This is a genomic window from Mucilaginibacter sp., from assembly GCF_028288225.1.
GTDB lineage: Bacteria > Bacteroidota > Bacteroidia > Sphingobacteriales > Sphingobacteriaceae > Mucilaginibacter.
In genome coordinates, this window is sequence record NZ_JAQBOC010000043.1 from 32,889 (window position 1) to 59,012 (window position 26,124).

Here is a 26,124-nt window from a genome sequence, read left to right on the forward strand (position 1 = left end):
CTATGATAAAAAAACCTACTTCGACTTTGTATGGTGCTCAAGTGTGTAAAAGCAGAGGCTATACTAAAATATTTCATACTACGTGGTCAGTGGTATTATTGCTTGTAATTTTATTTACAGCCGGATGTAAAAAAGACAAATATAAGGGAGAAATTATAGGCAAATGCCCTGTAGTTGTTACTACAGACCCAATGGACAAAGCGGTTGATGTTGTGCTTGACAAGGTTATTTCTATAACCTTTAATACCAATATGAATGCGGCAACTATAAGCAAAACTACCTTTACTATAAAACAAGGCACAACACTTGTTTCGGGTACAATATCGCCAACTCCAAACGGAGCCATCTTTACATTTAAACCCGATGTTGCTTTGTTACCTTTTACTGTTTATACAGGAACGGTTACAACGGGTGCCACAGACACATTACGAACAGCTTTAGCGAATAATTATGTTTGGACGTTTACAACTATTCCTTTTGTAACATTAGCATCAAATCCGGTACTTGGCGGAATAACAACCGGTATGGGGGCATTTGCCCAGGGTTCGGCTGCAACGGTAACAGCAACACCAAATACCGGTTTCGTTTTTACCAACTGGACAGAGAACGGAACAATTGTTTCAACAAGTTCAAGTTATCAGTTTACAATTGCCGGAAACAGAACACTGACGGCAAATTTCGCTAAGGTAAATATCGGGAGCTTTGCGGTAGTACTGTCGTCAAGTCCATTAGCAGGTGGAAAAACCGGCGGATCAGGATCATACCTCTCCGGTTCATCCGTAACAACAACGGCAACGCCGTCAGCAGGATACACCTTTATTAACTGGACTGATAACGGTGCAATAGTTTCTACCAGCTCTAGTTATCATTTTATTTTAACAAAAAACAGGGCACTGGTTGCCAACTTTAAAGTGATACCTGCATCACAATTTGCTGTTGTGTTATCTTCAAGTCCTCCGGAAGGTGGTACAACCAATGGATCTGGTGCGTATGCGGCAGGTACTTCTGTAACGGTAACTGCGACTAAAAACACCGGTTACTCCTTTACCAACTGGACAGAGAACAGTGCTGTTGTTTCCACCAGCCCTTCCTATACATTTCCTTTAAGTTCGAACAAAACGTTAGTTGCCAATTTTACAATTAATACTTACACATTAAATGTAACAGCAATTAATGGAACTGTTGTAAAAACGCCTAACCAGGCCAACTACAATAGCGGGGCCACTGTACAGCTTAAAGCAACAGCCAGCCCTGGTTATAAATTTTTATCATGGAGCGGTGATGCATCGGGCTCAACAAACCCTTTAGTTGTAACTATGAATTCAAATAAAGCCGTTGTTGCAAATTTCGTGAGCACTGCATTCACATTAAATGTAACAGCAATTAATGGAACTGTTGTGAAAACGCCTAACCAGGCCACTTACAATAGCGGGACCACTGTACAGCTTAAAGCAACTCCTAATACAGGTTTCGTATTCTCATCATGGAGCGGGGATGCAACGGGTTCAATAAACCCCTTAGTTGTAACTATGAATTCAAACAAAACCATTGCAGCCAACTTTAAAATTGCACCTGCAATTGGGCCAGGGCCAATTGATCTTGGCGGGGCAGGTATTTTTACAATCTTAACGAAATCCGGGATCTCTACAACCGGCGTTACATCGGTAGGTGGAAATATAGGTGTGAGCCCTGCGGCCGCAACTTCTATTACAGGATTTGGACTAATTATGAATTCTAACGGACAATCAGCACATACACCGATTGTAACCGGAAGTGTTTTTGCCGCCGACTATGCAGCACCTACTCCATCAAACATGACAACAGCCGTAAATAATATGCAAACCGCCTATACAACAGCAAATGGCCTGGTAACTCCTGCACCAATAGTTGACTTGTATGCCGGAAACATAAGCGGAAAAATCTTGCCTCCCGGTTTATACAAATATAGTTCTGGTGTTTTAATAACAAGCGCCGGCGTAACACTGGCAGGCGGGCCAAATGATACATGGGTTTTCCAGATATCGCAGGACCTGACGGTAAATAACAGCGCTATTATAAAATTAACCGGCGGTGCACAAGCCAAAAACATTTACTGGGTTGTAGCCGGCCAGGCCACTCTTGGAACCAATGTTAATTTTAGTGGAAATATATTAAGTAAGACTTTGATTTCCCTAAATACAGGCACCAAAGTTAAAGGCAGGTTATTAGCACAAACGGCAGTTACCCTAAATGCCAGTACAGTAATATTACCATAAATCAGATTAAATAATAAAGCGGTTTATCCTCCCTCGGGAGGGTAAACTTTAGCTAAACGAATAAAATTAATTTCAAAAAAGAACTTATGTTACACATAAACAAACAAATACAAAAATTACTGATCTGTTCAATGATGGTAATTTGCTCAAGTACTATTGTACATGGGCAAACTACGCCACCTACATGGTGGTTTGGTTTCTCGGGTGCCGCAAATTTTAATTTTTATGACGGGACAACGCAAAGATTAAACAATTCATTGATTGTACCTGCTGCTTTTCACAAGGGACATGGAATACGCCCTTATGGATCAATTTTAATGGAATACCGTCCTGCCGGTATATGGGCTGGCATGTTAAATATAGGCTATAACGGCAGTGGTGCAAAGTTTAATGACGTTGTTGCACCCTGCAACTGCCCTGCAACATTAACCACAAATACCAGCTATATTTCTGTTGAGCCCAGTTTGCGCTTAAGTGTTCCTTCATCGGGCCTTTACTTTTTTGCGGGGCCAAGCCTGGATTTTAACCTCACTAAAGATTTTACTTATACCCAGCTAAAACAGGTTGATACAAAATCAGAATTTAGCAGTATGCATAGCACGTTAATTTCCGGACAGGTTGGCGCTGGCTATGATATTAAAATTTCGTCGCCCAACAGTACAACCCAGGTTGAGCTTTCACCATTTATTTCTTACCATCCTTATTTTGGCCGTGATCCCCGCACTATAGAAAGCTGGTCAATCACATCAGTTAGAACGGGCATAGCCTTAAAGTTTGGGAAAGCACATAAAGCTGCCGTTGCAGCTGTTCCTGTGCCCGTTGCACCTGTTGAGCGCGATGTTGTATTTACTGTTCGCGAACCTAAAGCTGTACCACTCAAGCGTACGGTAAGTGAAACTTTACCATTGCTTAATGCTGTATTTTTTGATGAAGGATCGGTAAGTATCCCAACCCGTTATGTAATATTAACCAAAGAACAGGCAGTAGATTTCAAAGAAATATCACTTCAAAAAGAATCTAATGAAAACATGACCGGCCGTTCAGCCCGGCAATTAAGTGTGTATCATAATATACTCAACATTTTGGGAGATCGTTTACGGTCAAACCCGCAGGCAACTATATCATTAAATGGCGCTTCAGCTACAGGCACTACAGATGGTAAAGCCTCTGCTGAATCGATAAAACAATACCTGGTTATTGTATTTGGCATTGATGCTTCAAGAATTAGCACAACAACCCGCACAAAACCAGTGCATCCATCCCAGCAGCCAGGTGGCACTAAAGAGCTTGTATTGCTTCATGCAGAAGACACGCGGGTTGATATTAGTAGTGCATCCCCTGAATTGCTGATTGAAGTTGGCGGTGGCATGATGAAGCCTGTTCAAATTATGTCGACACAAGTTGACCCATTAGACAGCCACGTTATTTTTAATGTAGCGGGTGCAAAAGACGCGCTAAAATCATGGTCGATAGATGTAACTGACAGTAATGGCATTGTGCAACACTACGGACCATACACAAGCGATATGGAAAGTATACCAGGTGCTGCCATTTTAGGAAATAGCCCAACAGGCGACTACAAAGTGACATTACTGGAAACAACTAAAAATGGTTCATCGTTACAAAAAGAGGGTTCTATCCATCTTATAAAACAAGACGACAACATTCAGCAGGGGTTGCGTTACAGCATAGTCTTTGATTTTGATAAGGCTCAAACCATTGATTCTTACAATAAGTTTTTGTCTGATATTGTCTCACCTTTAATTTCTGATGGTTCAACGGTGATCATTCATGGCCACACTGATGTTGTTGGGAATGAAGATTATAATCAAAACTTATCTGACAACAGGGCGAAGCAAACGCAAACTATTATTGAACATACCTTTGCAGCTTCAGGTAAGAACAATGTTAAATTTGAAACATTGGGTTACGGAGAAGATAGTGGTCGGTCTCCTTTTGAAAATGCTTTGCCAGAAGAACGGTTTTATAACCGGACAGTTATTATAGATATTTTACCGGCAAATAAATTATAAAGCCTTAACTGATTCGTTCATATTATAAAACAGAAAAGCTTTATTTATTCTTAAAGAAAGGTCACTCTAAAAAGGTGACCTTTCCTGTTTACAAGAATAGTCATATTCTTCTTGTAAAGAATTGCGTATAAAATCTTACCGCAGCGCCTGGTAAATCTCGGCAGCTAATAATCCGCTGCCGCCACCATAATGCTGTGCTATAATTATATCCGGATTTAAAGCCCTGAATGCAGTGCAAAGCCTGTCTTCGCTTTCCTTTTCAATACCGCCGCCAAGCAATACCAACTTATAAGGCTGCGCACTAAATGCCAGTATAGCTTCATCATCGGTACAGGCGCCGGTTGCATTCCATTCCGGGTTATTGTTTATTAACCGTACAACAGTTTGTAAGATCTCCGCATGCCTGCCTATTGCTAAAATTTGTATTTTCATATTTTTGAGGTAAAAGCTGAAAGGTAAAAGGCAAAAGGTTCATTCCGCACTCCACATTCCGACTTCCGCATTCACAGACCTTTCGCCTTTATCCTTTTACCTTACTGCAACATTGGTACTTCCATCAGCAAAAACTCCGCATCTGTTTCGGCGGTGATCGTGAACTTATCTGTGTCCCAAATTCCGTAACCATCGCGGGTGTTCAATAACTGGTCGTTTACTTTTACGTCGCCATTTAATACAAAAACGTAAACACCATTGCCTTTGCCTTTAATTGTGTATTCGGTATTAATGCCTTTATCAAATTTACCCAAATGGAACCAGGCATTCTGGTGGATCCAAACACCTTCATCATCAGCATTTGGCGAAAGAATCTGCTGTAATTTATTATGTCTGTCCTCCAGGTTTAAAGTTATCTGGTCATAGCGCGGCTCAACGTTCTTTTTATCAGGATATACCCAGATCTGTAGGAATTTTACACGCTGCTCCCGGTCTTTATTATACTCGCTGTGATAAATACCTGTGCCGGCGCTCATGGCCTGGATATCGCCATTTTTTATAATGGCAACATTGTTCATGCTATCTTTATGTTCAAGGTCGCCCTCAAGCGGGATAGAGATGATCTCCATATTATCATGCGGGTGTTTTCCAAAACCCATGCCTGCATCAACGGTATCATCATTCAATACCCTTAACGCACCAAAACTCATCCTGTCGGGATTATAATAACTTGCAAAACTAAAACTATGATAACTGTTTAGCCAGCCATGGTTTGCATGTCCACGGGTTTCGGCTTTATGTAATACGGTGTGTGCCATTGTAATTGTCCTTTCTGATTTTTATACAACAAAGGTACAGGCTTCAAAATCCATGACACATGATGTAGGTTAAGAAAAAGAGGTTGATTGAGTTGGATTAGGTTGATTAAGTTGGTTTTTACGGCTTGGATAAGTTAAAAAGTTTTAAATGAAGTTTTTTGTCATTGTCAGATATTGACATTTGTTTATATTTTTATTGTAATTGAAATTTAACCTGAATAATATGGCATCTTTTACTGAATTGGAAACGTGGAAGCAAGCAAGGAAAATAAGAGTATTTATTTCCGAACTAACTAAAAAGTTTCCGGCCTCTGAAAAATTTCGGCTAACAGATCAGCTTATCAGGTGCTCCAGATCAATTGGTAATAATATAGCTGAAGGTCATGGACGATTTCATTACCAGGACAACGTTAGGTTTTGCATAATGGCCAGAGGTTCATTATCAGAAACGCTTGATCAAATGATAGTTGCATTAGATGAACAAATAATAACAAATGAAATTTTTAAATCATTTGAAGTTGAATATGACTATTGTTTAAGATTACTAAATGGCTACATCATGCATATTAAAAAGAAGAAAAATGATGAAATTAATTAATGTCCAATCGTCCCAACCTAATCAACTTATTCAACCTAATCAACTCAATCAACTTTTACGCAGTAAACTGCTCCTCATTCTACTAAAAAACTCCGGCGTTACACCTACATATGATGCTATTTGTTTTTGCGGCAGGTGATCAATGAGCGTGGGATAGCGTTTGCAAAAGATGCTGTACCGTTCTTCGGCGGTAAGGCTCATATTATCAACTATGCGCTGCTGGTTGGCTACCAGCGAGTTTTCGGTAAGGATGCGGAAAAAGCGTTCGAACTTCGGTACTTCGTGATATAGCTTTTCCTGGTTTATTTTTGACAGAATAATGGCTTCCGTATCTTCCAGAGCTTCAATATTCAGGATGCCGGGCTTTTGTGAGATCAGGCTGTACATGTCGGCTATCCACCAGCCGGGCGGGGCAAAGCTCAGCACATGCTCAACACCATTTTTATCAACTGTAAAGCCGCGCAGGCAGCCATCGGTCACAAAAACCGAATTTTTACAGATCTCCCCTTCACTAAGGGTAAACTGTTTGCGTTTGATACGCTTGGGCTGCAGATGCGAAACGAAGATCTCCCTTTCGGCATCATCCAGGTGAATGTATTTTGAGACGTTATTTAGCAGCAGATCAAATGACATAGGATATTTAAAAGTAAGTTTAGCGTATTTAAGTGGACCGCTTGTTTCACCAACCAATTAAAACAGAAACTTAATATTAAGTAGCTGCAATTTAACTATATGGTAACACAAAATTTAATAATCAGCAATATTGACAGGGTAAATTTGCAATATAAATTTTAGCAATAACACTCAAAAATGCATTCAGCAATTTTAAGCGTAAAATTACTAAAAACAGGAATTTTTGTTTTGCTTCTTCTTAGCCCCCTAATTGTTTGTTCCCAATCAATTCCATTACCAAATGCATTTGCGCATAATGATTATTTCCATAAGCGACCTTTGTTTGATGCGCTTGAAAATGGTTATACCAACATTGAGGCCGACATTTTTTTAGCCGATGATAATTTAATTGTTGCACATATTAATCCTTTTTTCAGAAGCGATAAAACCCTTGAAGCTCTTTATTTAAAACCCCTGGCCGAGTACATTGCAAAAAACAACGGGCAGGTATATAAAGGTTACGATGAGCCGGTTATATTAATGATAGATATAAAAACCGGGGCCGATAATACCTATAGCAAACTTAAAACATTACTTAAAAAATATAGCTCAATATTATCCGGCTACAATCACGGTAATGTTATAAAGCGGGCGGTTACAATCGTTTTATCAGGTCATAAACCTTATAAAATGATAAGGGCCGAAGAAGACCGCCTGGCGTTTATTGATGAGGACCTTAGAAAAACAAGCCAGGACACTACTTCAGCTAATGTTTATAAATTATCAAGTTGCAAATACTCCAAAATTTTAAAATGGGAAGGACAGGGAGGTCTTCCGGACGATGAACGAAAACGATTATGCACCTATGTTGCCATGGCCCACAGGTTTGGTAAAAAAGTAAGGCTGTGGGCATCGCCCGAAAATAGTATTGTTTGGGAAGAGTTATTAAAGTGCGGGGTTGATTTAATTAATACCGATAAACTGGTTTCCCTTAAAAGATTTTTATTATCCCGGGGCACTGTAAATTATGAAACTTCAAATATCATGATAACCAATAACTCAGAATAAAAATCAGGTCTTCAATGTTTTCTGCTCATTTTGCAGCATTATTAAAGCTTTTGCAGCCCTAACCTTCCGTGTATCTTCCTGTTTGGCTGAGCCTACCCAATCGCAATAACCTTGCTTGTACGACCTGGATAAGCCTTCAAAAAACACTTTTGCTTTTGCATCTGTGGCTAGTAACGTTTCCAGTTCTGCAGGTGTGCCTTCAATATGTTCGCCTTTTTTAAGCATGCTATTTTTTAGATTTGAGACGTGAGATCTGAGATTTGAGACATACATAAAATCCCAGAATAAATATAAGAAAAAACAACATCTCACATCTCACATCTCGGTAGTGTCTCAGTTTGAAATTTAATTTTCACTTGTAACCTCAAACCCATATCGTATTGCCGCTTCAAGAATATCAATGTTTATATCTTTTAGAGTTTTGAACCTTATGCAATATCCGGTCACGCTTGCCTTGCCTAGTTCTTTTCCATACGTTTGGGCTAAGTATGTCTTATCCTTGATACCAAGGATATAGATAGAGATTCCGGTTTTGTTTGCGCTCATACCAATTTGAAAAAACTCTCTGGTTTTTCCATTAGCATATTTTATTGTGTGAAATCCATATCCTATAGTAGGGTTACTAATAGTTTGATTTTCAGTGCTTTTACCATCATCGAACCATAATTTACATTCTGGTAATACTTGAAGTGTGAGCATATGCAACTGTTGCATGTCACTACGCTTTGGTTCAGGTTGGCTAGTAATATACTTTTTGATTTGTTCTTGTACGTTCATATGAAATATTGAATTATGGGTTGCCTACTTTGCCTTTTCAAATCTCGCTTTATTTTCAGTTATACACTAATTCATTTCTTTCACCTTCCTTCGAAAGCACTTTCCACTTTTCTTTGGTTCATCATTCAAATTTCAAACTGAGACACTACCCACATCTCACATCTCACATCTACAACACCAGCGCCTTCATTTCGTCATTTGCTCCATGCCCCCAGTTTTTCATTAGCTGTTTAAGTGTGGCATAAAGCTCCTTTCTGTTAACCGGTTTTCCTTTTTTTGGTATCGTCATGGCTTTGGGCTCAATGGGCATATCGGTTACCTTGGTAGCAAACCAGGTTACATTATCGTGTGGTAAAGCCAAACCAAGTATCATTCCCGGCAAGCCTGTAAAAGATTCCGGGCCACCTGAAACCGGTATTTTTTCGGCATAAAAAGCTACAACATAAACAGAATCCATTACCAATGCATTGGCCCGGCGACAGGCAAACCCCGCAATTTCGCGGGTTTCATCGGTAATTTTCCAGGTTACCTTACGTGTGCTGTCTCTCACCAAAAAAAGGTCATCATACACCTTTTTTTGTGTTATACTGGTTTTGGTGTCCAAATCAGTATAAATGGTATTTGGCTGACCGGATACTGCATCGTCCCCAAAAAAATCATTAGGCGTAGCATCGTTTGATTCAACCGGGGTATTTAACGTTTTATTGTCGGCAAAATTCAATATGCTTTTACTTTTTTTAAACTGGGGCTGTGATTTTTTGTACGATTCAAGCAACGGACTTAAAAACGATTCATTTTCCGGTGTTATCCATTTTTTTATAGTTGCAAACATGTTTACACTTTTTTCAAATTCAATAGTGCCATGAGTTGTAAAGTGTTCATTTTGGGCAAAAAGCATGCTGCTACTCAGTAACAACATGCCTATAATTGTGATAATTGTGGTTTTCATAATAATTATTTTTTTGCAGGTGCTGCTCCGCCCATGCTGGTAAAATCCCATGCTACGGAAAACATAAAATATCTTTTTATAGTAGTGTAGGTATTTTGCTGGATAAAGTTCGCATTTACCGTTCTGTCAAATCCTTTATTTTGATCCAAAAGGTCATTCGCGGCCAATGTAAACTTCAAATTATCCTCCTTGAAAAATGTTTTACTTAACGAGGCATTCACCAGGGTGCGATGGAAGTCGCTGTCAAATGTTTGTGTTTTTGCGCGGTATAGGTAGTCGGCATCTGAGGCAAGTTGAAACTTGCCCGGGAGATATACAGTGAATGAGCCACGTGCATTAAAGCCCCGCCCATTATTGTTAATATCCGGTTGCAGTGATGATCCGCTAAGGGTATAGCTAGGCCCAAAAAAAACGTTAAAATCAAATTTCTTTTGGATGTATTCATAAGCCTGTATGCCACCAGAGTAGGTGTTTGATTTTGTAAAGTTAAGCTCGGAGTTAGAAAAATTGTAAGAATTATTACCCGATATATTACCGCTTAGACCAATGTTGAGATCAGTATGGCCAATTTTTCTGCTTACGCTGGCATCCAAATAAAAGTTTGATGGTTGTTTGGTGCCCAGGTTAACATATTGGATGGTGCTTTTTCCGGAAGCTAAATCGGTTACCTGGTTACTAACTATGGGGTTTGAGGTAAACGAATAATTACCATACATAAAGAACGACATTCCCGTTAAAACTTTGTATGAATTAAAGTTTGCATTGATGTTGTTGGTAAATGAAGGCTTAAGATCCTGGTTCCCAACTACAATTAGCAGCGGATCGGTGTTTACTGCAACCGGCTGTATTTGATCAATGGTTGGCTGTGTTGGATTACCGCGATAGCCTATACTAAAATACTTGAACTGTGAAGGCCTGTACTGAACTCTTACTGACGGGTCCCAGTTTACAAAGTTCCTTTTAAACTCCTTGTTTGTAATTTCATTAACCTGGTTAAAATTAATGGCGGTTACTTTGGTGCCTAAGTTTACAGTGATCTTCTTTTTTTGGTAGTTATAAAACGCCCCTACCTGGTTTGATAATTGGTTAAGCTTAAAATTGTTGCTCAATGAAGTATCCAGAACGTTATAAATTTTGGGCACCGAAGCGTTAAAAGATTCTCTGTCTGATACACCATTATCAATACCCAACCCGTAATTGAAAATTATTGATGATGCTTTTGTAAGCGGCTCGGTATAGGTAAAGTTCGTGTTTAATAAGTTGCTTCTTGTTTTGTTGGTTTTGTACTGATCAATGTGCTGTATACTATCTACGTTTCCCTGCGCATTATAAAAATGTGCATCTGATAGTAAAAACCCTTTTGAGTCAGCTTGATTATATGATTCACTAACCAATGCCGAAAGCGTACGCCCCTTCTTTTTAAATTTTTTGGTGTAAAGTGCGCTTGCATTAAGCACTTGCGTGTTGCCATTACTGGTGGTATTACGTGTATTATCGTTCAGTAATGACCCATCTTCCCTGGTGCTTTGGGAAAAGTTATTATTATTTGTCTTGCTATTTTTTAATGTACCATCCACCATTATTTTTAAGTTGGATGATGTATCAAGCTTTACCTGGTAAGTGGCATCCAATTTTTGGCGAAAAATATAATTGTCATAGGTTTGATTAGCATTAGTGTTTATTGTACTGTCTTTCAAATTGTTTTGCGATAAGGTGTTGCTTGTACCCTTAACCTCTAACGATCCGATCTTGTAATTCAGGTTAATAGATTCTTTATCCTTATTGAATTTACTATCGTAGTGCAAACCACCGGTACGGGCAAGCGGGATCCCCTGGCCGTTATATTGTCCGTTCCACCCATTTTCAATATCATCATTGCCGCTGCCGCCGGTAAACATTAAGCCACCATTATCGGCTACCTCCAAACTGCTTCCGCCGTACTTTTGACTATCCTGCCATCCTAAACCCGTTTTACCCGTATTTGAAACTATAGCATAGGCCGAGAATTTCTCCTTCGCCTTAAATTTATTAAATAACGCCTGACCCGAGTAATAACCATCGGTACCAACACCACCGTCCAGCTTGCCGAAGTAGCCATTTTTCTTATCTGCTTTTAGCTGAATGTTCAGCGTTTTTGTTTTCTGGCCGTCATCAATACCGGTAAAAGTCGCCTGGTCGCTTTTTTTATCATAAAGCTGCACCTTATCAACCATATCGGCCCGCAGGTTTTTAGTTACAAGTGTGGGATCGTCACCAAAAAATTCCTCGCCATCAACCAGTACCTTGGTAACGGTTTGGCCCTGGGCAGTAATTTTGCCATCCTTATCCACCTGGATGCCCGGAAATTGTTTTAACAAGTCCTCAACCTTGGCATTGGGCTGCACTTTAAATGCCTTAGCGTCAAACTCGGTAGTATCGCCCTTCATTTTCATGGCGGCGCGGCTGCTTTTAACAATAACATCAGCTAATAGCTTTGCTTTAAGGATCATACTTAACCGTCCGAAATCACGTGTGCTTTTGCCAGAATCTAAAGTAAAACGCTCAACATAATCGGCATAACCAGGGTAGGTAACCAGCAATATCAGCTTACCCTTTTTTAAGTCGGGGAGTGTAAAAGTGCCTGCAGTACCTGCCCTTGTAAAACTAACCAGGGTTGAATCCTTAGCATTTAACACGCTTATAGATGTGTTTACCAGCTTAGCGTTTGAAGCAGTATCAGCAACTGAGCCTTTAACCGAATATTGGTTTTGTGCGGATGCCGAAAGCGTTAACAAAAAGCAGGAAACTAAAAGTAAAATTGTGAATTTCATAAGTTAGGTTTATTGAAACTAAAATATAACTAAAATCTTAGTAATCAAAAACATTAACATTAATTAACAATTCTTATTGTGCTGGCAATGCAATTTAATTGCAATTAGCTTAATTACAGGTATTTAATTTATTGAACAAGCAACTTCCTGAATGCCAGGCTATCACCATTAAACACATTAAAATCAGTTACATGGTTAATTCCGCTTACTTTTGCCTTGTCGCTATGCTGCCAAAACTTCCAGTTAGTTGTTTTTGCTATGTTTAATTTAGGTTGATAATAGTGTGCTATCCACAAATTATAATTGTCAAAATAGCCCTCCAAATTGTCCTGGTAAAACTTTAACCCCGAATAGATCATCGGTTTTATCTTGGTTTTAGCCTCTACATATTTTAAAAAGGCATTTAGCTCTTCGCGCATTTTGGCAGGCGCAACACCGTTTAATTCTTCCACGTCAACCGCCATTGGCAGATCGCCTTTGTCTGTTTTCACATTTTGTAAAAAAAATACAGCCTGCCATTTGCCGCTCACCTTCGGTCTGAAATAATGATACGCGCCGCAGGTAATGCCAGCTTTAGGCCCTTCGCGCCAGTTACGCTGAAAATACGGGTCAACAATAACCACACCTTCAGTAGCCTTTATAAAGGCAAAGCTGATGTGCACCTCATCTTCACTCATGCTTTTTACCTTATGCCAGTCAATCCGGCCCTGGTACGATGAAACATCAATGCCATGAATGGAATATTTATCAGGAATGCGGATATTAAAACTTTTATAAGTCCGGTAATGCGGGTCGCTGCCAATATCCCTAACCCAACGCCATGTTGAAGTAAAGCATTTTATAACATAGCCATAATAGAACGGGGAAAGCAGGACTAATAAAAAACCAGCCAAAGCTATTTTCCACTTTATAAAATAACTGCCGGACTTTTTCTTTTTTACCGGTGCCCGTTTTTTTGAAGGTAGAGGTTTGCGTACAGGTGTTTTTTTAGACGAAATAGTTTTTTTAACCGGAGTGCTCACAATTGCAAAAGTACAAAAAGGGAAGGTGGATTTTAAAAGAACCTTTTGTAATTGTTGGGCTGATATTTAATTATCAATAAAATCTCTGCCTCCCTTTGCGTTCTTCCTTGTGAACCCCGTAGTTATTTTTACCTAGGTCGCTGAGAGGGCACAAAGGCCACAAAGAGAAGAGAACCTGTTAAATTATACAATACTTACTATCCCAAATGCACAACCGCATACAACGCCGTTGCCGAGATAGCTATCCATAATACAACGCCCTGCAACAAAGGCTTAAAACCTACTGATGCTAATACCCCGCGGGACAAGCCTGCACCTATCAGGAACAATGTAAGCGTTAAACCGGCTTTGGCAATAGTGATTAAATAAGGACCAACAATTGATACAGCCGGGATATAAGTATTGGCTATCATTGCTAAAATAAACAAGCCGATAAAATAAGGTATGCTTACTTTTTTCGATTGATTTTTAAACAGGAAGGTAGCCATAAAGGTAACCGGAATGATCCATAGGGCCCTGGCCAGTTTTACGGTTGTGGCAACTTCTAAAGCGTGAGCACCATATTTGCTTGCCGCACCCACAACCGAGCTGGTATCATGAATGGCGATAGCACACCATAAACCAAACTGCGTTTGTGAAAGTTTAAGGTAATGCCCTATTGCAGGAAAAATAAACAATGCTATTGAATTAAGCACAAAAACACAGCCTAAAGCAACCGAGATCTGTTTTTCTTCGGCTTTTATAACCGGCGAAATTGCCGCAATAGCGCTGCCGCCGCAAATAGCCGTACCCGATGAAATAAGGAACGAGGTTTTCTTTTCAATATTCAACCATCTGCCCATAAAATAACCGAATATCAAAGTGGCGGTTATAGACGCTATGGTAAATAAAACACCTTCTTTACCTGCCAGCAGGGCGCTACGCACATTCATTCCAAATCCCAGCCCAACTACCGATACCTGTAACAGCAAATGAGTGGCTTTATGGTTTAAGTGCAAATAAGGGTGCCCGATTATTTGTGCAATAGCTAAACCTAATAATAAGGCAATTGCGGGACTGGCAAAGTGTGTAAGACAAAAGGCGACGCAGATGATAAATATGATCTTTTTTGCATTGTCATTAATATTAATTAACGATGTGTTGTTGGATAATTGATGTGGGGCTTGCATAACTATATATTATTTAATGATGCAAATTTCTATGCTTTTTAATGCATATTTATATCACAAATCTGAATGCCCGATAACCTAAAGTTATTATAACATAGTGCTTCTTATTTAATTTAGGATTAGGTTGGCGGAGAATATTAAAGGAGTATTTATAAAGATGTGAGTTTCTGCGCTTAACCAAAAAAAGAATATTATATTTATAATATTATATAAAGCATTATAATTTATAAAGGAATGAAAAAACTTCTGTTAATATGCTGCTTGTTTATTGGAATAACAACTGCAAGCCGTGCACAAGCCACTAAGGTGGCTACTGACCCGGTAGAAAAAGCTAAAGGTTTGGAAAAACAGTTAAACCTTTCTGATAAGCAAACTGAAAAAGTTAGCGCTATTTATAAGGAGTCTGTAGAAAAATTTGATAAAATAAAGGTTAAGGAGCATGGCAACACTAATAAAATGTTGGCCGATGTTGCCCCCTTACGTGTTGCCACCATTAAAAAAATCAAAGGCGTGTTAACCCCTGTTCAGGCTGTTAAATATGATAAGTTAGTAAAAGAGTCGAAAAACTCAAGCATAAACGGGGGGTGGAGCGATGGTTGGAGCTCAACAGCAAACTAACAGACAAAAAGCATAAAACACAAAAGCGGCTAATTAGCCGCTTTTGTGTTTATATGAACTCTTAAATATATTATTCCAGCACCCCGAATTTACCGGATTGAAATTCCCGGAAAGCTACCTGTAACTCTTGCTGAGTATTCATTACAAATGGACCATATTGTGCTATAGGTTCATCAATGGGCTCACCGCTTAACAGCAACACAACGCTGTCTTCACCAGCTGTAATACTAATTTCTTCACCTTCGTTTTTAAACAGCACAAAATCATGCGCACCTGCCTCTTCGCCATTAACAGTTACTTTTCCTTCAATAACCAACAATATGGAGTTATGGGTTACCGGGATATCAGTACTCAGTTTGCCACCTTTATTTAAACGGATATCAAACAGATTAACCGGGGTATAAGTTGTTGCAGGGCCTTTATTTTCGTTAAAATTACCGGCTATTATGTTTACCACTCCGCCATTATCGGGCAAAGTTACTTTACCCATCTGATCAGCAGTTAAAGGCTGATATTTAGGTGCGGTTAATTTGTCCTTTGCCGGCAGGTTTACCCAAAGCTGTACCATCTCAAACGGACCGCCTTTTTTTGAAAAGCTTTCTTCGTGGTATTCTTTGTGCAGGATGCCCGCACCGGCTGTCATCCATTGCACATCGCCAGGATTTATTACACCACTGTTGCCGGTACTGTCATGATGGGCAACGCTTCCTTTGTAGGCAATAGTAACAGTTTCGAACCCTTTATGCGGATGTACATCAACCCCGCGGATATGGTCTGACGGGCCAAAATCATATTCAGCATTAAAATCAAGTAATAAAAAAGGGCTCACCCGTTTTTGAGTAAGTTCGGCATTAGGAAAGTAATTAAATACCCTGAAACCGTCGCCAACCATACCGGGGCGGGCAGGGCGGCTATATATTTTTTCAATTAGTTTTTTCATTTCGTCTCCTTAACAATTTATACACAAAGATACTTAAGCAATACCAGTAAAGGACTTGATGTAGGTTAAGAAAACCTTATAACGACTGTAATAACTGTAATGGGGTATAACAAACGTTACACGCGTTACAGCAAATACTCTTTTTTGTCTGAATTAGAACTTATTGGATTTGAAAATTTTTAAGTTGCTTTTTAACTGGAGTCTCTTTTAAAATCTCAAATAATTATTTAGCCAGGCTTTATTCAGACAGGCTTTCGGGCTCCTCCATCTGTTTTAGTTTCTGATAATGTTGTCATAACATTTAGTGTTGATGCATTTTCAGATTCTATGGCATTTTCAATTCGTTCAACCAGGGTAAGAAAAGCAACTTTTTCATCAAGCCCTCTGTATTGACCTTCCCCTGCTACAAAATTGAAATATTCTTTCGCCAGCAACTGCTCTGTTGATCTGTAATTTTTCCATTGCTCCCTGTAGTGGTAAACACTTTCTAATGAAACTAAGATGACTACTAATAGGCTAATAATTGAAGTTAAATATTTAACCCATGGTTCAGTTGAAATATTGATTAGAACCGGTACAATAGCTCCACCTATTACAGTGCTCGATCTCATGATCATATATGTTTTTTTTGCATTTAATGCTTTACTATCATACCATCCCCTGAATTGCGTTATTCTTTCGTCGATATATTCCTCCGGAGTAATTGTAGAAAACCTTCTTTTTGGTAAATAATACCATGGGTTACCATTAGCTTGTTGATCTGAATCGCTCATTGGAAAAGGGTTTAAATATTAGCTAAAATATGATAATTTATTAATAGAATTCAGCTGTTTTATTTATATCTAAACTCAATTGCTCTGTTTTTTTAATAAAGTAATGACTGATTTCAAATGTATAACCTTGCAACGCCTGTAACGACTGTAATGGGGTATAACAAACGTTACAGGCGTTACAGCACTTCATCAGTATTTGCGTTGAGATGCCAGGCTAATTTTTCTTTAACCTCTTCTGATGAAAACAATCATCCACTGTTGAGCATAGCCTCATTTTATCGCCGGGGCACTATCGCTTCCTAGTTGGTTTAATTCTCCTCTCCTGCTCCAAAAGTAAATTGCAGCAATAAGGCATATAACAGGCAGCACAGCGCCAAACTCATCAATAAAATATTTAGTGTGGCCGGTATCTTTTGTAAGCGGCGAAAAAAAGTTTTGGATAAACAGGTTGTGGCTTGCATGCAATATGGCTCCTGTCCATAGGCTGCCTGATTTTAGCCGGAACCACGTAAAAACAAAGCTGATGCTTACTACCATGACCGTAAAGCAGGTAAGCCCATACCAGGCAGGCGTACCGCTGTTATAATCGGCAAAAATAAGGATCGGGAAATGCCAAAATGCCCATATAAAGCCTACTATTAACGAGGTTTTGGTATAGCTGGCGTTTTTATACAATTCGGGCACTAAAAATCCGCGCCAGCCAATTTCTTCACCCAAACCGGTCGACAAGCTTGACACCATGCCTATTATCCCCGTAAAAATAAAATAAAGCAATATGACCACCCCATTCGGCAAATGATCCCATCCGAATGATTTTGCTATTTGCATAACAGCTTCTGTGTTATAAAAACCACCCCAGCCGATTATCCATATTACTAAATAAGCCACCAGGCTGTATATCAAAGGCACCAAATAGGCCCATAACATGTACCGGGGCTTATTCCACCCTCCCCAGCCAAGGTCTGCAATTTTCCGTTTTAATATTTTACTGGTTATAAAAGCCGACAGCGCAGGCGCCCACATTAATCCCGTAACGTACAGGCCATAGCCGCTGCCAAGCTTACCCGTATGGATCACCAAAAAATAATAAATGGAGCTTATACCAAATGTTATCAGTAAAAATAGGGCGATAGCCTTACGGCTTTGGCTTGTGGGTTGTTCCATACAGGTTAAAGGTTTTGATGATAATGAATATTACAATAAATGTAATTAAAATCAATCAACAAAAGCATAACCGGATTTTATTTACTGCGCCCGCTACCTATACCATTTTATTCGCTCTGTATAGCTATGGGGTTGCCGCGCTATGCTCGTATTCTAGGTTTATCATATTTCCAAATTTTATTAAAAAAAGGTTGTTCAGTAGTCTCTGTTATTAACCCTGGTTAAAGCACATTAAAGCTCAAAGTATCAGCCTGCATAGCAGTAAATATTCCAAATCCGTTTACCACATTTGTAGGAGTATTTACAAGGTTTTGAGAGGTTGACCGGCTTGTATTGCTTTTTAACAGATCAATATACTCCTGGTTCACACGGAGTAATATCACCTTATAATGCCCGTAAAAAGGAAAAATATTGGGTGTTACATAATATACAGATTTGCGTTCGGTATTTATTTGAAAATCCGTTATGGTACTGTTTCCCCGATTGTTCAAGGGAAAGGCAATACCGTCCGGGTTTTTAAAAACCAAAACATGATTTATCGAGTCTGGATTAGTCCAGGTAAACCTGTTTATGGTATCAGGCTTAATATTTGGGGTAGATGCCCCTGCGACACTTACAGAAATATATTGGGTTGCGAACCCCTGGGGCTTAGCAGGCATGGTGGTTTTTGCTGTTACCGTATTTGCAAGGTACTTAAACGTTAGCGCGTAAGTTTTGCCGGTGGTTAAAAAGGTTGTATCACTGTAGGTGTAAGTTCCTTTTGTACCCTCTGTTAGCTGCACGCTGTTGCTGCCATCTGAAACGGTAAGCTGTTGCCCGGTTATGGCAACTCCGTATTTAGCGGTGTCTGTTAATGATTTTTGCTGATAAAGCTTTACTGAAAGTACATGGCCGGCCACCAGGTAGGCTTCAACTACCGGTAAATTAGTGGTGGTAATTGTAGTATCTTTCTTACAGGAGAACAGCAGGAGCATTGCTCCGAGGGCTAAAAGCAGGTATTTTTTTATTTCCATCTTAAACTAAGGGTAAGGTTAGGCGTAAAGCCCAGGTAATTAACATCAGTGGCAATAGCGGCGTTATTCTGCAGCTGGTATTCACGGTACCAAATATTTGTATGGTTATATACATTGAAAAGGGATAAACCGATACTGCCAACTTTATTTCCGTTTATTTTGATTAGGTCGTACGTAGCTGAAAGGTCCAGGCGGTGATAATCAGGGAGGCGCTCTGCATTTTTGCCGCTTACATTAAAAGATGTTGAGGTGTTCCCATCCACAGTAGTAATGGTATAAGTAGAAAGCGGCGCGGTATAAGGGTGCCCTGTGCTGAAAATAAAAACCGCCGAGAAGTTCCACTTGTAATAGTGGTACATGTTAATGGCTTTAAACTCGTGCCTTATATCCTGATCGGCAGGATAATAGCTATTGCCATAAGCGGCAAATTTATTTTGCGCATCCGCTAAGGTATAGCTTAACCACCCGGTATACCGGCCCAATTTCTTTTGCAGTAAAATTTCAATCCCTTTGGCACGGCCTGTTCCCTGAAAAAAGTCCTGTTCAATAGTTCCGGCACTCCCGGGGCCAAAACCCGATTGGCGGATTGCATACTGGGTAAGCCCCGATAGCGTTTTGTAATAACCTTCCACATCAATCAAAAACTGGTCGTTTTCATAGCTAACGCCACCCATTATATGCCGCGACATGCCTACCGGGATATTCCCGTTATTGGATAATACCCAAAAGTTCCGGTTGCCATTTACTACATCTTCGCGGGTAACCTCATTCATAAACTGGTAAAACTGGCCGGTAGCTGCTTTAAGCGTATAATGGTCATCAAGTACATAGCTTGCAGAAAAACGGGGCTCCATATACAGTTTGCCTGTAGGCTGAAACCAGGTAGTGCGTACTCCGGGCTGCAAGTGCAGCTTATTGTTAGGGTCAATTTCCAGTTCGGTATAGCCACCGCCCGAAAAAGCTGTGTTATGCTCGCTGATCAGTTTACTGGTGTCGTTTTGGATATAATCATAATTAATATGCTGGCGCGATGCAAATCCCCCATATAATAACTTCAGTTTGTTATCCAGCTGCCATTCCCATTCCGATTTTATGCCGATATCTTTCAGGTTATTGTTCTCCACTGTACCGTTGCTGAAATTGGTTTGGTTGCCATCGGCATCTGTAGTGGTTCCGGAATTGGTACGGTTGCGGTCGTTAAAGTATGATGAATAAGTAAGATAAGTATTTGAGTGCAGCTGTTTATTCCATTGGCTAAACCATTTCAGGCTGCTGCCCAGGTTACCATACTTGGTATAATCAGTAATATTAACGGGACCCGCGCCAGAACTCAAGAACGATGGGAGATTCAGCTGCCTGCTGTTATCCGTGTTATCATCTCCGGTATACAAGCTCCAGGCCAGTGAATTGCTTTTATCTAAATGATAGGTATAACGCAGATCGGCATCATAAAAATGGGAGGCCGGGGTGGTTTGCTGCCCGAAGGCACTGCGCCCGCCGCCGCCTGGCGGCCCTCCGCCACCGGGAGAGCCACCTACTGCTGTAGAGGTATTAAACTGCTTAAATATCTTATCGTAAAATGGCCCCTGGTATGACCGGCGGAAAGCCACCAGCAGGGATGATTTATCTGTTATGGGTGTTTCTGCAAATACGTTGAAGCTGAGTAAGCTCAGATCAACCCCAAAATTCGCTTCATTTTTATTGCCATCCTTGCCGTTGATCTCGGTAACGCTGGAAAGCCGGCCACCGTATTTGGAAGAAAAGCCCCCTTTATATAGCTGTACATCTTTTACGGCATTGCTGTTAAATGCACTGAAAAAACCATAAAGGTGATCCACCTGGTAAACGGTGAACCCATCAAAAACCACCAGGTTCTGGTCCGGCGTACCACCGCGGACATAAGCGCCGGATGAGGATTCATTGGTTGCTCCTACGCCAGGCATCAGCTGGAAAGCCCGCATAATATCTTTTTCGCCTAAACTGGGGAGTTTGTCAAGGTTACCCGGTGATAGTTGCAATACGCCAACTTTTTTAGTGTCGGTATTCATAACGCCGCTTTTTTTGCCATTTATCGTAACCTCATTCAGTGTATTAAGCGCCTTATACATCTCTATAACTATAGGATTGTTTATATTTTTAGCATTTAGCCGCAAATTTTCCAGCTGATAGCCTGAATAGGAAACTTGTACCACGCATGTATCAGCCGGAATGCTGAATATCGTGAAGCTGCCATCTGTATTGGTTGTAGCAGAAAGCCCGGTATTTCTGATCTTTACGGTAGCTGATGGGAGCGATTCACCCGTGCTTTGGTCAATTATACGGCCGCTTATGGTAAAAAGAAAGTGGGCAGGCGGAGCCTTGGGCGCTTCAATTGCGACCGCTTTAATTGCACCGGATGCTGAGCGGTGAAGATCATTTAGCTTTTTTAGCCTGGCCAGGTCATCTGTATTTTGAAGGATGTAAATGGTTCCGTCACTTTCTACCCAGTAATGCAATTTATTATCGCCACATACCTTTTCAAATACTTCTATCAGCGATTCATTAAAAAAATGTTCAGCTACATCGAACTTACTGACCGAGTCGCGTTCGAAAACGATATTTAAGTGGTAGCTCATGGATAAGGTATCCAGCAGCTGATCAACCGAGCAGGTAAAAAAATGATCTATATGAATTTTTTTAAGTGTTTTTTGGGTCTGTTGTGCCAGGGCTCCGGTGCCAAAGCCGGTAATTAAAAGCAGGAGTAATAATTTCTTCATCCGTTTTCGTTGCTGTCAGTGCCAAATTTGAGGCACGCGGACCGCTAAGGAAAATAAATGAGATAGAAGGCTTGTATTTGTAGACGAACGGGGCAATTGTGCGTTTATGCAAAATCTTTACCAATCATTTTATGGATCCTGTCGCGGTAATTGTCGCTTAAGGGCAATTCTGAATGGAGCGTTTTTATCTTACCGCGCCTTATCTGTGTTACATAATCAACATTGATAATATAGGATTTATGAACCCGGTAAAATAATTCGGCGGGTAACTGCAGTTCAAGCGCTTTTATGCTTGTACGTGACAGGACGGGTTTCTGCTGACCGGCAAGGTTGATCTTTACATAGTCTTTTAGTCCTTCAATGTATTCAATATCGCTGAAACTGATTTTGACCAGGGTATAATCTGAATGGATAAAAAAGTGTTTTTTACCGGGATGAACCTGCGGAACCGATCCTTTGTTTAGATCGAAATGTTGATGCGCTTTTTGACAAGCTTTCAGAAAACGATCAAGCGGAACAGGCTTAACTAAATAATCAAGCACGTCAAGCTCAAAACCGTCAATTGCAAATTTTTCATAAGCGGTTACAAAAATTATCATTGGCTTTATAACCAGGCTTTTAACCAGTTGCAAACCATCAAGTCCGGGCATGTGGATGTCACAAAATATTAAATCTACCTGTTCAGATTGCAGTATAGAAATTGCCTCAGCTGCTGTCCGGCATCGCCCGACAACCTGTATGTAATTAACATGTTTTAAATTGTCTTCTGTAAGGTCAAGCGCCAGTGGCTCGTCATCAATAAGCAGGCATCGTATCATTTTAATTGTATTTGAAGGTTAACAGCATAAACATTACCGGATTGATTAATAACAAGGCTGTGCATACCGGGATATAATAATTCAAGTCGCCTTTTAACATTATTTAAACCTATCCCGTGGTTTTCATCTTTATAGGGCTCATCAGGGTCGTAGGTATTCTTCACAAAAAAGTCAAGCGTCCTGTGGTTGCTTTTTAAACGGATATCGATCACCGGATCAACAACATTTCCTGTTCCGTATTTAAACGCATTTTCAACAAAAGGGATTAGCAGCATTGGCTCTATAGTTTTTTCAGGTCCGGCAATGTCAAAATTAAAATCAACCTGTACCTGGGTCCCGAAGCGCAGCATTTGCAGCTCGATATAACTGCGCAAGTAATCAGCCTTTTGCATCATGGTTACTTTTTCCTCATCAGTTATATACAACAGGTAACGCAGCAGCTTTGAAAGCTGGATCAGTGTGGGTTCAACAGCCGAAGGATTTAACCGTGATAACGCAACTGCGCTGTTAATTACATTAAATATAAAATGCGGGCTTATTTGTGAACGTAAAAAAGCCAGCTCAGAAACCAGGGCAGCATTAGTGATATCCCGCTTATTGCTAATTACCGCAAACTGATCGGCAAGATACCGGTAGGCAAAGCCTGCAGCCGTAATAGCGGTTAACGGCAGGAGGTCAAAATTGGCGAAAAAAGGAGGTTTATGTAATCGCCCAAAAGGGTTAATTCCTCCCGGAAAGATCCTCACCGGCCTGGTATGAATAAAGATAACGTCGAGCGCAATAAACGAGATCAGCAGCAAAGCAAAATATAGCCATACCTGTTTTTTTTTATTCAATACTATAGGAATGAGAAAAAATGCATTAAGGTAAAATTGAACCGCCAGCAGTAAATTGATAAAAACGAAATGCCACGGAGAAAATAACATGCGAAAATTCGGATCGCGCGGCCTGGAAAGAATAGGAATAAATGTAATAAAAGCCCAAAACAGCAGGTGTAATAAGATCTCAATAAGAACCGCGGGCTTTAAACGCTTAAACATTTTGATCAAGATTTAAAATGCAATAAATCACTAATTGTGTCTGTAACAAGTGCAATTATCGCTATAAAACAAGTCAGGTTTTAATAACCGGGGCGCAGATTGGGGCTATTTAACACATTTTAACTTATAATCATAAATTGCGCTATTGCGCGGAACTGCTAAAGGATCCATGAAAGCAAAAGAATTATTTCGTGCAAAACTTAATGTTATCGCGTATTTAAAAAAACTAACTATAAATCAATAAAAGAAGACTCGTTTGTGGTAATAATCCAATTATTGTTGTTAAACAGACAGTTAATTAACTAAATTTGAACTTCACGTATAACCAATTATAATGAATAATATACTTTCAACCGGCAGTAAAACTATTGCTTTATCATGTTTAGCATTATTAACAACTGTTAGCACCAGATCTTTTTCCCAATCGGCAATTGCTTTAAAACAAATTGATAACAGCGATCATAACAGTTACTATGTATCGAATAAAGCTCCTTTAAAACCACAATATTTTATAAAGCTGCCGGTTACTGCTATACAACCCGGCGGCTGGTTAAAAAAACAGCTGGAACTGCAACGCGATGGCCTTACCGGTAACCTGGGCGAAATAAGTGTATGGCTTTCAAAAACCAACAATGCCTGGGTAAATAAAAGCGGCAAGGGAAAGTATGGCTGGGAAGAGTTGCCTTATTGGCTAAAAGGATATGGCGATATGGCTTATGTGCTGAAAGATCCAAAAATGCTGAAGGAAACAAAGTTTTGGATTGAGGCTGTGATAAAAAATCAAAGAGCTAATGGCGATTTTGGTCCGTTAAACGAAACAAAACCAGGTAGGCGTGACCTTTGGGGAAATATGCCGATGCTTTGGTGCCTGCAATCGTATTATGAATATTCAAAAGATGCGCGTGTGCTAAAGCTAATGACAGCTTATTATAAATATGAGATGAAAGTTCCGGATAGTTTATTTTTAAAGGACTATTGGGAGAACAGCCGCGGCGGCGATAATTTGATCAGCGTTTATTGGCTGTATAACCGTACCGGGGAAAAATGGCTGCTTGACCTCGCTACCAAAATTGATAAAAACACAGCCAACTGGCGACAAACAAATAATTTACCAAACTGGCATAACGTAAACGTGGCCCAATCATTCCGTGAGCCGGCCACGTTCTGGATGCAAAGTAAAGATCCGGCTGATCTGCAGGCCACTTATAACGATTTTAAGTTGATCCGTAATATCTATGGCCAGGTACCAGGCGGGATGTTTGGGGCCGATGAAAATGCGCGCAAGGGTTATGACGATCCACGCCAGGCGGTTGAAACCTGCGGAATGGTTGAGCAAATGACATCGGATGAGTTTTTGCTTCAATATACCGGGGATACTTTTTGGGCCGATAACTGTGAAGATGTTGCTTTTAATACTTTCCCTGCCGCATTTATGCCTGATTATCGCGGGCTTCGTTATTTAACAGCCCCCAACATGGTAGTAAGCGATAGCAAAAACCATGCGCCGGGAATTGATAATGACGGGCCGTTTTTAAATATGAACCCATTTAGCAGCCGTTGCTGCCAGCATAATCACGCTGCCGGCTGGGTATACTATGCCGAAAACAGCTGGATGGCTACACCTGATAATGGACTGGCAGACCAGCTTTATTCAGAAGGTTCAGTTACAGCAAAAGCCGGCAATGGCAAACCCGTAACTATTGTTACTACAACCATATACCCTTTTAATGACCAGGTTGATCTTAAAATTTCAACTGCAGCCCCAAATGCATTCCCTATTTATTTGCGTGTGCCGGCCTGGTGCAGCGGGGCAAGCCTTCAATTAAATGGCAAACCAATAGCTGTTAATGCGCAAAGCGGGGAATACATTAAGCTCAATAACAAATGGAAAAACGGCGACAGGATAACCCTGCACCTGCCGATGAAGATCCAAACCCGCGAATGGGAAAAGAACAAGAATAGCGTGAGCGTAAATTATGGTCCGCTTACGTTTTCATTAAAAATTGATGAAAAATATGTCAAAAATACCAACAGCAGGGAAACAGCCGTTGCTGATGCCAAATGGCAGGAAACCGCAGACCCTGCAAAGTGGCCTACTTTTGAAATTTATCCGGCCTCTGCCTGGAACTACGGATTGTTATTAAACAAGGAGAATCCTGCTGAATCATTTACGGTTGAGAAAAGAGCCTGGCCAAAAGATAATAACCCATTCACCAATACAAACGCTCCTGTAACGCTGATAGCGAAAGGCAAGCAGATCCCCGATTGGAAGATCGATCAATATGGCTTATGCGGATTATTACCGGTAAGCCCGGTTAAAACGGCAGAACCACAAACCAGTTTAACATTGGTGCCGATGGGTGGTGCACGTTTAAGGATCTCAGCATTTCCGGTGGCGGAGTGATTTTTTGGTTATTAGATTTGACAACTTTTAAAAAGTTGTCAAATCTATAGCTCAT

The 26,124-nt window shown here is 40.2% G+C and carries 22 protein-coding genes; 6 read left to right on the top strand and 16 right to left on the bottom strand.

Annotation, left to right across the window (positions count from 1 at the left end; translation table 11 throughout):
* The first annotated feature begins 2 nt into the window (after window positions 1-2).
* Both JWQ54_RS13095 and JWQ54_RS13100 read left to right on the top strand, forming a co-directional pair.
* On the top strand, window positions 3-2,255 hold the full coding sequence (locus JWQ54_RS13095; RefSeq protein WP_299585377.1) for an ice-binding family protein: 2,253 nt from the start codon (window positions 3-5) through the stop codon (window positions 2,253-2,255).
* An 86-nt stretch (window positions 2,256-2,341) separates the two neighbouring features.
* Window positions 2,342-4,288, top strand: a complete 1,947-nt coding sequence (locus tag JWQ54_RS13100) for an OmpA family protein (RefSeq protein ID WP_299585379.1) — start codon at window positions 2,342-2,344, stop codon at window positions 4,286-4,288.
* Between the two features lie 135 nt (window positions 4,289-4,423).
* Here JWQ54_RS13100 and JWQ54_RS13105 read toward each other — a convergent pair whose 3' ends face one another.
* Window positions 4,424-4,720 carry a hypothetical protein gene (locus JWQ54_RS13105; protein WP_299585380.1) on the bottom strand — a complete coding sequence of 99 codons (297 nt, stop codon included), beginning with the start codon at window positions 4,718-4,720 and terminating at the stop codon, window positions 4,424-4,426.
* A gap of 101 nt (window positions 4,721-4,821) precedes the next feature.
* A complete protein-coding gene (locus tag JWQ54_RS13110; protein ID WP_299585381.1) occupies window positions 4,822-5,538 on the bottom strand; it encodes a pirin family protein in 717 nt (238 codons plus the stop codon).
* Window positions 5,539-5,761: 223 nt separating this feature from the next.
* Here JWQ54_RS13110 and JWQ54_RS13115 point away from each other — a divergent pair, with 223 nt between their 5' ends.
* A complete protein-coding gene (locus JWQ54_RS13115; RefSeq protein ID WP_299585382.1) occupies window positions 5,762-6,136 on the top strand; it encodes a four helix bundle protein in 375 nt (124 codons plus the stop codon).
* A 48-nt stretch (window positions 6,137-6,184) separates the two neighbouring features.
* Here JWQ54_RS13115 and JWQ54_RS13120 read toward each other — a convergent pair whose 3' ends face one another.
* Window positions 6,185-6,769, bottom strand: coding sequence for a Crp/Fnr family transcriptional regulator (locus tag JWQ54_RS13120; RefSeq protein ID WP_299585383.1), 585 nt, complete (start codon window positions 6,767-6,769; stop codon window positions 6,185-6,187).
* Window positions 6,770-6,946: 177 nt separating this feature from the next.
* On the opposite strand from JWQ54_RS13120, the gene JWQ54_RS13125 reads away from it, so the two are divergent.
* Entirely contained in the window at window positions 6,947-7,816 is an 870-nt protein-coding gene (locus JWQ54_RS13125) for a phosphatidylinositol-specific phospholipase C/glycerophosphodiester phosphodiesterase family protein (protein WP_299585384.1), read from the top strand.
* A 3-nt stretch (window positions 7,817-7,819) separates the two neighbouring features.
* Here the strand turns inward: JWQ54_RS13125 and JWQ54_RS13130 are convergent, their stop codons facing one another.
* The 6 genes from JWQ54_RS13130 to JWQ54_RS13155 all read right to left on the bottom strand — a co-directional run bounded on the left by JWQ54_RS13130 (window position 7,820) and on the right by JWQ54_RS13155 (window position 14,543).
* Window positions 7,820-8,041, bottom strand: coding sequence for a YdeI/OmpD-associated family protein (locus tag JWQ54_RS13130; protein ID WP_299585385.1), 222 nt, complete (start codon window positions 8,039-8,041; stop codon window positions 7,820-7,822).
* 120 nt (window positions 8,042-8,161) lie between these two features.
* Window positions 8,162-8,593, bottom strand: coding sequence for a DUF1801 domain-containing protein (locus tag JWQ54_RS13135; RefSeq protein WP_299585386.1), 432 nt, complete (start codon window positions 8,591-8,593; stop codon window positions 8,162-8,164).
* A 169-nt stretch (window positions 8,594-8,762) separates the two neighbouring features.
* A complete protein-coding gene (locus JWQ54_RS13140) occupies window positions 8,763-9,542 on the bottom strand; it encodes a GLPGLI family protein (protein ID WP_299585387.1) in 780 nt (259 codons plus the stop codon).
* Between the two features lie 5 nt (window positions 9,543-9,547).
* Window positions 9,548-12,352 carry an outer membrane beta-barrel family protein gene (locus tag JWQ54_RS13145; RefSeq protein WP_299585388.1) on the bottom strand — a complete coding sequence of 935 codons (2,805 nt, stop codon included), beginning with the start codon at window positions 12,350-12,352 and terminating at the stop codon, window positions 9,548-9,550.
* Between the two features lie 128 nt (window positions 12,353-12,480).
* Window positions 12,481-13,374, bottom strand: a complete 894-nt coding sequence (locus tag JWQ54_RS13150) for a glycoside hydrolase family 25 protein (protein ID WP_299585389.1) — start codon at window positions 13,372-13,374, stop codon at window positions 12,481-12,483.
* A gap of 197 nt (window positions 13,375-13,571) precedes the next feature.
* On the bottom strand, window positions 13,572-14,543 hold the full coding sequence (locus JWQ54_RS13155; RefSeq protein WP_299585390.1) for a putative sulfate exporter family transporter: 972 nt from the start codon (window positions 14,541-14,543) through the stop codon (window positions 13,572-13,574).
* 234 nt (window positions 14,544-14,777) lie between these two features.
* On the opposite strand from JWQ54_RS13155, the gene JWQ54_RS13160 reads away from it, so the two are divergent.
* On the top strand, window positions 14,778-15,161 hold the full coding sequence (locus tag JWQ54_RS13160) for a hypothetical protein (protein WP_299585391.1): 384 nt from the start codon (window positions 14,778-14,780) through the stop codon (window positions 15,159-15,161).
* A 70-nt stretch (window positions 15,162-15,231) separates the two neighbouring features.
* Here the strand turns inward: JWQ54_RS13160 and JWQ54_RS13165 are convergent, their stop codons facing one another.
* From JWQ54_RS13165 to JWQ54_RS13195, 7 genes are all read right to left on the bottom strand, one after another.
* On the bottom strand, window positions 15,232-16,101 hold the full coding sequence (locus tag JWQ54_RS13165) for a pirin family protein (protein WP_299585392.1): 870 nt from the start codon (window positions 16,099-16,101) through the stop codon (window positions 15,232-15,234).
* 242 nt (window positions 16,102-16,343) lie between these two features.
* On the bottom strand, window positions 16,344-16,874 hold the full coding sequence (locus JWQ54_RS13170; RefSeq protein WP_299585393.1) for a DUF4231 domain-containing protein: 531 nt from the start codon (window positions 16,872-16,874) through the stop codon (window positions 16,344-16,346).
* 270 nt (window positions 16,875-17,144) lie between these two features.
* Entirely contained in the window at window positions 17,145-18,038 is an 894-nt protein-coding gene (locus JWQ54_RS13175; protein WP_299585394.1) for a type II CAAX endopeptidase family protein, read from the bottom strand.
* 221 nt (window positions 18,039-18,259) lie between these two features.
* The gene (locus JWQ54_RS13180; RefSeq protein WP_299585395.1) at window positions 18,260-19,051 is read right to left on the bottom strand and encodes a DUF4249 family protein; all 792 of its coding nucleotides are present in this window, start codon (window positions 19,049-19,051) and stop codon (window positions 18,260-18,262) included.
* Window positions 19,042-21,807, bottom strand: a complete 2,766-nt coding sequence (locus JWQ54_RS13185; protein WP_299585396.1) for a TonB-dependent receptor — start codon at window positions 21,805-21,807, stop codon at window positions 19,042-19,044. The genes JWQ54_RS13180 and JWQ54_RS13185 overlap by 10 nt, the downstream gene beginning before the upstream one ends.
* 104 nt (window positions 21,808-21,911) lie before the next feature.
* Window positions 21,912-22,625 carry a LytTR family DNA-binding domain-containing protein gene (locus JWQ54_RS13190; protein ID WP_299585397.1) on the bottom strand — a complete coding sequence of 238 codons (714 nt, stop codon included), beginning with the start codon at window positions 22,623-22,625 and terminating at the stop codon, window positions 21,912-21,914.
* Entirely contained in the window at window positions 22,622-23,665 is a 1,044-nt protein-coding gene (locus tag JWQ54_RS13195) for a sensor histidine kinase (RefSeq protein WP_299585398.1), read from the bottom strand. Before JWQ54_RS13195 ends, JWQ54_RS13190 begins: the two co-directional genes overlap by 4 nt.
* Before the next feature lie 334 nt (window positions 23,666-23,999).
* Here JWQ54_RS13195 and JWQ54_RS13200 point away from each other — a divergent pair, with 334 nt between their 5' ends.
* On the top strand, window positions 24,000-26,069 hold the full coding sequence (locus tag JWQ54_RS13200; RefSeq protein WP_299585399.1) for a beta-L-arabinofuranosidase domain-containing protein: 2,070 nt from the start codon (window positions 24,000-24,002) through the stop codon (window positions 26,067-26,069).
* Window positions 26,070-26,124: the final 55 nt, after the last annotated feature.